Genomic DNA, 9,767 nt, shown 5'->3' on the forward strand with positions numbered 1-9,767 from the left:
ACGACGTTCGGGCATGAAGAACCGGACGCAGAAGGTGACTATGCCGTTACTCACAGCGGTGCAGTCTATGTGTTTGATCGTGAGGGTAATCCTCGCCTGCTTATCCGGCCGGAAGATTTAAGCGCTCAATCCATTCGGCAGGACCTTGTTGGCCTGCTTGAAGAGGATTACTGAATGACTGGAGGCTCTGGAGGAAAGCTCTGACTCGAATGTTCGCTTTTGTTTAAAACCCGGCTTGGATGGCTATACCCCGGAATTCGCAACAGGGTTGTTCGAGGTTAATTGCCTCAGAATGGTTTTGGTGTGATCCTTTGATCTTTCTTTGCGCCAGGGACTTTCTTGGTAGCTCAAAAAGGAACATCACAAATCGCACGCAGAAATGACTGTTTAAAGAGGTATTTTCAGCAATGAACCATGCCCCCGGTGAAACAACAATTGAGCAGCATCGTGCCGGACTAAAGGCGGCCATTCGAATTTTGCAGGCGTGGGGTATTGAGGGTCCCGATCAAGCCCGAATTTTAAACATTGACCAAGCTCTCGTTGACGCCCCTGAAACGCTCGACACAACGGATCAGAGTCAATTGACGACGATTTCCTACCTTCTCAATATTCACGCTTCCCTAAAAGAGCTCTTCCAGAACCCGGAAAACCACAGCGGTTTTATGATGTCTATCAATCAAAATCCACCTTACTACGGCCAGAGACCGTTAGATTTCGTTTTGACCGGTAAACTCGAAGCCATCAAGGAAGTGTTCGAAAGCCTGGAGTTATTGAAGTATGGACAATGACAAAGACCGAGTTATTCGTTCGGTAGCAGAGGAGCTCGGCGTTGCTGGCGACAAGTTGGTCGAAATCGCTTCTTCAAACCGCTATCCCGGAGAAGATGTCGCGCAACTGTTCCAGGAACTCCGTCATAGCATGATCGCCGCTATTGGCGACGACCGGGAAAATCTTGCTCATTGGCTGGAGACGCCCAACGAAGCGTTGAAAGGAAGACCGATTGATCAATTGACCAGTGTCCAAGGTTTCCAGCACGTCATCGAGTATCTTGATATCGCCTCCTTCAAATGGCGATAAGTCAGGAGGGCTGTCTCACAATTACGGGAGCTCAGAAGTCTGGCAGGCCGAGTACTTCGATTTCTCATGGATAATCCCAACGCACCGCTTCTGTCCCCAAGGCGAGCCAGCATCGCCCCCCTTCGTCTAGTCGTAGGGGCAATTGGGACTTCCCCATTCCAAACCAACCGGACCTCCAACCGCGCCCTGAAGCTTCCGGTACTTGATCCATCTGATCGCTATTTCGTCTAGCACCTCAGAAAGAATCTCAACGGTAAGGCTCTCAATGATCTGATCTTTGAAGGTTTCTTTGGAAATCTCGTAAGACGAGGGTTTTTCGAGGTTGAGGAATACTGAGCGAGGCTCCGAGGAGAGAAGCTCTTCGTTGTACAGATGAAATTTATCACCTGCAGCGATTGACGCTTTCGTGCTCATTTGTGATCTCCCTGTTCTCATTCATTGCTGTCCGCGCTCGATACATCAGGGCGAAAGCCAGGTTACTGTCGTCCAATGCCTTGGTAACCGAGCAAAGTGCCTCTGATTATACCGACGCTGCCTGTGCAACGCTCCTTAAAGCAACCTGCGAGTCACTCTACGTGAGCCTTCTGGGTGAAATAACTGACGGATGGTGCAAAGCTGAGTCCATATATGAGCAGATCTACCCCAGCCTTATCGCCAAAGAACGCATTGAAGCGGCGTGGTGCTTTTTTGCGTCTATATATGAGCAGATTAGAAGCCTTTTATTTTCAATTGCTTATAGCCAAAAATCTTCGCCCTTTATTTTTTGATGCATCCGACTAATGCTGATAACCGTTGAAAGGAACTCTTGGCGAGCTCTTAGTCTGCTCACACCAAGGGAACCCTGTGAGCAGAGGCTTTGAGGGGGGGCGGCCCACAAAGATGCTCTGCTTACACCATTTTGAGCAGCGGCTGTCCTGCTGCTTACACCACCGGAGGGCACAGCTTTCGTGCTGCTTACACCATTTCTAAACCGCTTTTACGGTGCTTATGCAGACATCCCTGTTTCAGTTGCACCGCTGATTAGAGTTTCCGCCCGTTGGTGTTTCGCCGGATTTCTACGGGAATCAAATCTTCCAGTTGTTTCGGGTCCGAGCGTTCGCTCTTGTTTATGATCTGATTTCGGGGTATTTGACGACCAGCGATGATCGTTTAAGATGAAATTGCGGTACAGGGAGAGGTCCCGATGGCCGCGACCGGCGATGAGGGGGCGTGCTGTTAATGGCTAACCCCCGAATCCCTCTCTTCCAGCAATTCCTTCAAGAAACTCGCTCGCCTGGTGGCATTGCTTACCGATTTTACGATGGACGAAAAATCACTAGCCTGCCCGACAATGTGTATCTCTGCCTCAGCACGGGTAATCGCCGTGTAAAGCCACGCACGGTCTAAGATGCGCCCCTTCTGCACTGCCACGATGATTCTCGGGAACTGGCTTCCCTGAGCCTTATGGAGCGTGATTCCGTAGCCAAGCTCCATGCAATCGAAGACTTCATCCGTAATTGAAATGTTTTCGCCGGTATCAAGTGTCACGATACCAAATGTTTCCTGGCCGTCCTGGGTGTCGCGCTCTGTTGAGGATAATACGCCAAGAGACCCATTCTGAATTCCTATGTTGTAGTTGTTCCTGGTGAAGAGGATCGGGTCGCCCACTCTCATATCGAGGAAGAAGTCATCGCCATGCAGCCTAAACTGCAAGCGTTCCCCATCGGGATTGAGCAGCATTTGGCACTCACGGTTCACCTCGCCAACGAGAGCCTTTGTGGCTCCGATGATCTGGGTGTTATTGGGGAACTCCGCGTACAAGGATTTGCACTTATCGACCACCTGCTGTGGAGGCGTCTCATGGAACGTAATTGCGCCAACCGATAACAAAGGAGGAATCTCACCCCGATTGATGGTGGCCGAGTATTCCGGGATGCCCGTCGAGCCTTCTTGGCGTTTGACGATGTTCAACTCAACCGTAGCGATTGCACCGGATTCGACAATGTCTGATAGGACTTTGCCACATCCGATGGCTGGCAGCTGGTTCGGGTCTCCGGTCAGAATGGTGCGTACCGAAGGGTCGAGGTGCGTAATGATCCGATACATGGTCGGGAGGTCGATCATACTGGCTTCGTCGATGACCAGGAGATGCTTCGGCTCATCTAATGACGGCGAGATCGGCTCTTCTCTCAGCAGCCGAGCAATCGTCATGGTGAAGAATCCGATGCTCTCGTGCAGCCGCATGGCTGCTCGCCCCGACAGAGCGACGGCATGAATCTTATAGCCCAGCGCAGCATAGGCTTTGAGCACGGTTCGAAGCACCGTGGTTTTACCCGTTCCGGCACCACCTGTGATGCAGGACGCCGCATTTGTCAGGCTCGACTCGACCGCCTGGACCTGCTGCTCGGTCAGGTCGTAGGGCAACTCCTGAACGGCCTCGGTGAGCGCCTTGAAGACCGATTCATCTTCATCCTTCATGGCGGCTAGGGCCTTGAGCCGCTTGGCGGCGACCGATTCCATCATGATTTGGGCGGTAGGATGGTATGTGCCGGTCTCTGGCCTGAGAATGAACTGGCCGTTGCGATAACCGCTGGCGAACGCCTCTGCGACCAGGGCTTTATCGCCCAGAAGCTTGATCACCTCGGGCCTAAGCGCCTGATGGGAGGCGTAGGTGTGCCCCTTTTCTACCTCTTTTCGTATCGCGCTTTCTAAAGCAGCTGCGAGCCGCACCGGTGCCGATTTCTCCATGCCCATCTGTTCGGCAATGGCATCGATATCAGGAAAAGACATCCCGAATCCGAGCAAAGCGTAAGGATTGCGCTTGAGTATCTCAACGGTGCGATTATCGTGGTATTTCAGGATGCGTTGCTGAATTCTAAGCGGCACTCCCAGAGAGGCCAGCCAGTTAGCATGCGCAAGGTTTTTGTACTTGGCGTAGCCGTTGTATAGCGCGGTTACCGAAATCTCGCTAAGAACCTCCCTGAGACGGCCTCTGTGCTCGGAGGTATTGGATTGGAGTATTGGGTGCAGGTCACTGCCAAAAACGTCCCAGAGGGCTCGTGCTTTGGCCTCACCGATACCGGTGAACTCCTTTTCATTGGCAAGGAAGCGGATCAGCGCCTCGCCCGTTTCCGGCAGCGTGCACTCCATCTCAGCTGGGGCATCGTACAAATGCTGCTGAAGCTTATAATCGCCTGCCTGAACGGTCTCCAGCTTCCTTACGCCACGCACTCGCCATTGCTGACCAACGGACGGCTTGATAGGCAGGGACTGGTTTTCACTTCGGATGCTAACGATGTATTTGCCGGAGTTGATTTTGTAACTGTCGGCTTTAAGGGGAATGCCCGTGAAGATCGTGTATTTATAGCCGTTATGCTGGCAGCTGGTGACACGGAAATACTCTTCATGCATCGGGCGCGACTCCGAACTCTGTGAGGACTTCGGACAGTTCACCGTACCGTTTTAGCTTGGCTTCGAGGGTTGCCACCCGGGCCTTTAGCTCAATGTTTTCCTGCTCCAGCACTGAGAGCCTTCTCGATTCCATGGCTCTTTGGTTAACGCTGGGATCATAACGCTTCGGTTCTGATCGCTGGGCCTTGGCTGTTTCGGTCAGTTCTGGCAGAACACCCCGATCACGCAAGTTCTGCTCCAGATTCTCCAGTGCCGTTTTGATGGCCGGATTCTGGCGCAACGCGCTCTTTCCGATGCCTATGGCTTTGGCCACTTCGCAACGGTTTAACTGGCCCCGAAAAACGATCTGCTTAAAATCGTCATCCGTTTGGGTGGCCACCCAGCTCTGGAAGGCACTCAGGTTCTGACGTGCTCTTTCCTGACCATTACTCATCAATTTCCCTCAGGATCTTCTTTAGCCCGGTCAGGAAGCCACGAGGCAGGATTTCCATGCCAAACTCATCCTTCACCTGACCCAACTTGTTCGCCTGGAACCCGAGCTTTTCGAGCCACTCATCGGTGCAGACGGTGTGCAGGGCTTTAATCTCGTTGTCAGAGCAGATTCCCTTCAATGAGGGCAGCAGCTCCACACTGGCGTCTGACTGGGGTTCGCTGTAAGTCGTAGGGCGCTTGTCGATGACCATCTGGGTTTGGTTCTTGAGCATGTTGGCTTCGCTTCTGTAGCGATCCCGCTCACGGATGATTTGTCCGAACAGCGCACGCACCGCCGCGTCATCAATGCGCTCCAGCAGTTGGTGGTCCTGGCTCATTCTCTTGGGTGGTCCCACCGGTGGCTTCTTGGTGGTGGTCTTTGCCTTGGCGGCCCATGCTTCGACCAGATCTCGGTAATGCTTATTGGCGGTGGCACGAATTGACTGATAGCCCACACCGCCATCTTCCTCGGATACGCGCCCAATGGTGGTGATGGAAAAGTCCCGAGCGCCGGAGTCGAAGTAGGCGCTCAAAGTTTCGTGGAGCTTATCTAGAGATGCCTTCGTCTTCGCGGTCTTGCCGTCTTTTAGGGTGTCCAAAATCGCATCAACATCGACGTTCATTCGGACACCTCCAAGGCCGGAATCCGCTTCAGAGCGCCTGACGACAGCGTGATTGGGGTGATTTGTTTGACTGCCTCAAATCCGGATTTCAGCAGCCCATCGTTCTCCAGGTACTCTTGCGCTTCGATGTAATTTGTTGCGATTCGGTAGCCTTCCATGCTGTCGTCTGGATCCGCGATCTTAGCCATTTTTCGAACGAGCGCATTACCCACGATCAACTGTGTGTTTTCGTCCATTTCCAGAAAGACGGGCTTGTACCCAGAGCGCGCCATCATTCGGCTCAAGGCATTAGTGCGCTTGGCAATGGCAGGCGTCTTGCGCAAGTCATCGTGCAGGTCGGGGTAGAATTCAGCGTCCTCGCAGAGCAAGGACAGGTGAAGCAATTCCGAGTCGGTTTCGATAAATTTCATGCTGACATTGAGGTCTTCCGCAGATCCCACGGCAATCAGCTTTTGACTGTCATCGTCCTCAATTCGCCCATTTTCGATCTGGATTACTTTGTTGATCAGGTTGAAGATGGCGATGTAGTCTTTGGCGTATTCATCTGCCTCCACACGCTGTTTCTCGTAACGACGCTCCAGCGCTTGAAGTTCGCTGTGCTTGAGGAACGGTTTACCTTCTTCCTCAGCAATGAACAGCTCATCCTTCAGGGCCTCTAATTGGCCTTCAATCTCGACGGCCAGTTCAGCCGCCTGGTGCGCTTTGTAGCTGACTTGATTGAACTTGGAATTCAGAGCTGGCAGGTAGGTCGCATCGGTGATGTGCCAGCGACATCGGGGGCAGTTTTCAGGGCCATGGGGTACCGGGCCATAAATCCTTGAGTACGCATGTTCCGAATCTTTCATAATGGGGCCGCCGTTCCAGCAGCCGCCAACGGTGGACAGTTCATCCGAACGCACGGAGTTGCCACCGACCAGGCACAGACCGGTGGCCCGCGCCTCCCAGCCAATTGGATTCCGGTTCGCCAGCGCAGTTTCGACAGAATTGTACTGATCACCGTGGAAGGCAGCGCGGAGTTGGATCTGCCTCATCTCTGCGTCTTGAAGGAAGTTCTTAAGAGACACTCCGCTGCGTTCAACCAGGGCGGAGTCGGCCTCGCTCATTTTCTCGGCCATCACCGAGGGCGTGATCTTGTTGTAGTAGATCGTCATCAACAGCCGGGTATGACCGGCCAGGAGCTTGGAGATCACCGGCAACGGCAGATCGGAGTCCATGGTGTAGCAGGTGATCAACGACACCCGTAGGCTGTGCAGCGGGTAGTCCGTTGCCGACTTGATTGATTCTTGGCCCTCATAGTCCTCGCCGTAGTCTTTCACGAAGCGAAGGCGGTCGCCATTCTTCTTCCTCAGGCCTGACTGGAACAGATCTCCTTCCAGTTTCGACAACAGGCGGTACCAAGGATTCATGATAGTATTTATGCTGATCGGGAACGCGGAATTGCGGTCTCGAAACAGAAAGGCGAACTCGCCCATTTCGGCTAATTGCTTCTTGGATTTGGCTGAGCCAACGTGTTTCCTTTGAAGCTCTGTGCCATCGATCAACCGGTCGATGGAGTTGTATTTTTCCTGCCAGTTGCGGAGTTTTTCCAGCCAATACAGCAGTTCTTCGTGCTGCCACGGGATAATATAGCCTCGCTGAACCCCATCTTTGTTTTGGTCGGCGGTTTTGTTGGTGGAAACGTACAGCCCAGTGGTGTAGCTCTCCGTCATCGAATCATAAATGCGCCGAAAAACGCCTTTCTCATAGGGGCGTTTCGGTGTTCCGTACCTGAACGGGTGCTGGATGTTCTCGACCCAATGACCACGCTCGTAACGCCAGGTATCGCCTTCACCGGAGTCCAGAAACCGCACCTGGTAAGAGCGAAGGGGCAGATGGAGCTTGGTAAATAGAAACATCGCCATCACAGGCGACCAGATCTCATAGACCTCAACTTTCTTGTTGTTCCTAGTCACAGTCCGTGTACGGGCAATACAATCCGGATCATCGGGATCAATCAACTCCAGAGGCACTTCCATCCACGCCAGATTGCCATACTGAAGGTGATCGATAGCCCACTGCCAGTCCCGGAAATGAAACCCGATCCATGGCGTTTTATTGCCGGAGTCATCGGTTGGATAGGGGCAAAGAATGTGCCTGATTTGTTGGATATAGCGATAGGGTAATGGGCTGTGAACGGTTTCAGTGTTTGATGTGTTTATCTTGATTCTCTCGAACGGATTCAGGAACAGGGGCCGCTCGACGCCGTTATCATCCTCGGCACTCAGATGGTTCTTGAGGATGTAGTCGCATAAATCGACAACGAACGTCACGTATTGTTGGTTATTAACAGTCGATCCACTGCTAACCAGAAAGGCCTCAATCTCTTCACTAGACACCTTGTGGCCACTCGGATGGCCCTCGAACATTGTTGCCACGTCAGCGGCATAGGGGGCTTTCTCGCTCAGGTAAAGAAGAAATTTTCTTATACCCTCCAAACGCTTACTAACGCCTCTGTCTTGCGTTTTTAGCCATTCAACGGCGTACTGCTGCCATTGCAGCCAGTCGTGCCCCAGTTCTTCAGTCACCCAACCCAGCGTCAGATCCGAAGTGTAGCCCTTCCTTCCTGATTTTTTGGTCATGTTATCGTTTCCCAAACCGTGGATTCTTGCCGGTGAATTGGCCGTTTGGATCAATGTCTTCAAAGCCGTGTTTTGCTAACGTCTTCCAGTCGAAAGAGGCAGTGGCCTTTTCCTTATCCGATCCCAATTGAAGTTGCTGTGATGCCTGCGATAGAGCCTCTGAGACCTTTGCGCTGGATGGTTGGGTGTAAACCTCCTGGGATTCCAAGCTTTTGTGATGCAGGCATTTTTTCAGGATGAGCGGATCAATGCCCGCATCGGTCAATCGGCGACCGTAGTTGTGTCGATGACCGTGTGGGTCCAGGCCTTCGGCCTTGTTGGGTTCTAGGCCGATTCGACGCAGTCCCGCTGCATAGCTGTAATTAAGGGCGTTGTAGGTGTAGGGATTTCCCAAATGCGGAGCCTTGAAATTGATAAAGGCATAGGGGTGATGGCAGTCCACGCCCGCCCTATAGACCAGATACTGTCGCCATAGGGTCATGAAGACCCGTGCAAAGTCTTGTGGAAAAAAATACGCCTCTAGGTAACCGTCTTTATGGTCAAACTGCTTTGCCTTCCAGCCAAGATGCTGAGTGCCTTGCATCTCTTGGCGCGGTATGCGCCCGTATATTTCCTTAAGGTACGCCTTGCGTGTCGTCATTCCTTTTCTGGATTTCCAGTTGTTCGGTGCTCTCCCTTCTACCTCGTTATGAATCCTGACGATGGCACGGTCGGGATCGTTAGGGTCCTCGAAGACATCCGTAACCCACAACAGAAGGGCCTCGCTACGCCGGAATCCTGCGCCGTGCATCAGAAGTGCTATGAGTTTATCTCGCAGCGCAACCCGAGGGTCTTTCGTGTTACCCAAACCCTTCAGGTAAAAATCCTCGAACTTCCCAGTAGGAAAGGAAATGGCATCGTCGTTGGTTTTTGCCAACGGTGTTCTGCCTTTAATACTGCGGGCTCTCCTGAGGGTATTGTTGATCGACTTGTCTTTGATGTGCCCTAGAAAGTCATTCTGGTTTCGCCTGAACCACGCTGCGAACTGAAGGCGCTCCTCATGGCGAGTGGCTTTATGTAGGGTATTTAGGGGCTTGCCCAGTCCTTTTTCAGAAACCCAGTCGGTGAATTCCGTCAGATTGTATATGTGCTTATTAACTGACCCGACTGAGGCAGGTATCCAATACAGTCCGGAAGGATCTAGTCCATCTTCGCCAACTGTGCCGCTGTATAGCCGCCTGACAAAGACCGAAAACAGCTCCTCGGGGTCGTCGAACATGCCTTCATTGGCATCAATGAACTCAATGAGCAGCATGATCGACTGAAGGCGCTTATTGATGGTTGAAAGCGAGACGCCATTCAAGTAGAGGCTAAGGACATAATCGGTGACGGATGCCAAAACGCCTTCGTCTGTCAGAATGACGGGAATCTCCGTGGTCACTCCGCTGCAATCCTCAACGATTTTTGCCTTCACTTTAGTGGCGAACACCCTTATCCCTTACATTTAATACATCTAATTTACTATATACTACGATGCATATTAGAAAAAAACAACCCCCTATTCGGGGGTTGTTTATCAAAATTACATACTTTTATGCCCTATACGGAA

General features: G+C 52.2%; 8 protein-coding genes. 2 read left to right on the plus strand and 6 right to left on the minus strand.

Annotated features, from left to right (window positions below; translation table 11 throughout):
* Window positions 1–407: 407 nt before the first annotated feature.
* A complete protein-coding gene (locus KYE_RS20825; protein WP_008169382.1) occupies window positions 408–788 on the plus strand; it encodes a hypothetical protein in 381 nt (126 codons plus the stop codon).
* The gene (locus KYE_RS00755; RefSeq protein ID WP_008169384.1) at window positions 778–1,077 is read left to right on the plus strand and encodes an antitoxin Xre/MbcA/ParS toxin-binding domain-containing protein; all 300 of its coding nucleotides are present in this window, start codon (window positions 778–780) and stop codon (window positions 1,075–1,077) included. The genes KYE_RS20825 and KYE_RS00755 overlap by 11 nt, the downstream gene beginning before the upstream one ends.
* A gap of 126 nt (window positions 1,078–1,203) precedes the next feature.
* Here the strand turns inward: KYE_RS00755 and KYE_RS00760 are convergent, their stop codons facing one another.
* The 6 genes from KYE_RS00760 to gmtY all read right to left on the minus strand — a co-directional run bounded on the left by KYE_RS00760 (window position 1,204) and on the right by gmtY (window position 9,647).
* Window positions 1,204–1,491: a hypothetical protein gene (locus KYE_RS00760; protein WP_008169386.1), complete on the minus strand. Its 288-nt coding sequence runs from the start codon at window positions 1,489–1,491 to the stop codon at window positions 1,204–1,206.
* Window positions 1,492–2,292: 801 nt separating this feature from the next.
* Entirely contained in the window at window positions 2,293–4,467 is a 2,175-nt protein-coding gene (locus KYE_RS00765) for an AAA family ATPase (RefSeq protein ID WP_008169388.1), read from the minus strand.
* On the minus strand, window positions 4,460–4,900 hold the full coding sequence (locus tag KYE_RS00770) for a VPA1267 family protein (protein WP_008169389.1): 441 nt from the start codon (window positions 4,898–4,900) through the stop codon (window positions 4,460–4,462). The genes KYE_RS00765 and KYE_RS00770 overlap by 8 nt, the downstream gene beginning before the upstream one ends.
* Window positions 4,893–5,561: a gamma-mobile-trio protein GmtX gene (gene gmtX, locus KYE_RS00775; protein WP_008169390.1), complete on the minus strand. Its 669-nt coding sequence runs from the start codon at window positions 5,559–5,561 to the stop codon at window positions 4,893–4,895. Before gmtX ends, KYE_RS00770 begins: the two co-directional genes overlap by 8 nt.
* Window positions 5,558–8,179 (minus strand): VPA1269 family protein, encoded by a 2,622-nt coding sequence (locus tag KYE_RS00780; protein WP_008169391.1) that lies wholly within the window; start codon window positions 8,177–8,179, stop codon window positions 5,558–5,560. Before KYE_RS00780 ends, gmtX begins: the two co-directional genes overlap by 4 nt.
* 1 nt (window position 8,180) lies before the next feature.
* On the minus strand, window positions 8,181–9,647 hold the full coding sequence (gene gmtY, locus KYE_RS00785; protein WP_008169392.1) for a gamma-mobile-trio recombinase GmtY: 1,467 nt from the start codon (window positions 9,645–9,647) through the stop codon (window positions 8,181–8,183).
* Between the last annotated feature and the right edge of the window lie 120 nt (window positions 9,648–9,767).

Origin of the sequence: Marinobacter manganoxydans MnI7-9 (assembly GCF_000235625.1) — a bacterium.
Lineage (GTDB): Bacteria > Pseudomonadota > Gammaproteobacteria > Pseudomonadales > Oleiphilaceae > Marinobacter > Marinobacter manganoxydans.

Excerpts from the sequence above, each read along its gene's own strand:
- KYE_RS00780 (WP_008169391.1), bottom strand. The coding sequence starts at position 8,179 with ATGACCAAAAAATCAGGAAGGAAGGGCTACACTTCGGATCTGACGCTG.
- KYE_RS20825 (WP_008169382.1), top strand. The coding sequence starts at position 408 with ATGAACCATGCCCCCGGTGAAACAACAATTGAGCAGCATCGTGCCGGA.
- gmtX (WP_008169390.1), bottom strand. The coding sequence starts at position 5,561 with ATGAACGTCGATGTTGATGCGATTTTGGACACCCTAAAAGACGGCAAG.
- KYE_RS00770 (WP_008169389.1), bottom strand. The coding sequence starts at position 4,900 with ATGAGTAATGGTCAGGAAAGAGCACGTCAGAACCTGAGTGCCTTCCAG.
- KYE_RS00765 (WP_008169388.1), bottom strand. The coding sequence starts at position 4,467 with ATGCATGAAGAGTATTTCCGTGTCACCAGCTGCCAGCATAACGGCTAT.
- KYE_RS00760 (WP_008169386.1), bottom strand. The coding sequence starts at position 1,491 with ATGAGCACGAAAGCGTCAATCGCTGCAGGTGATAAATTTCATCTGTAC.
- KYE_RS00755 (WP_008169384.1), top strand. The coding sequence starts at position 778 with ATGGACAATGACAAAGACCGAGTTATTCGTTCGGTAGCAGAGGAGCTC.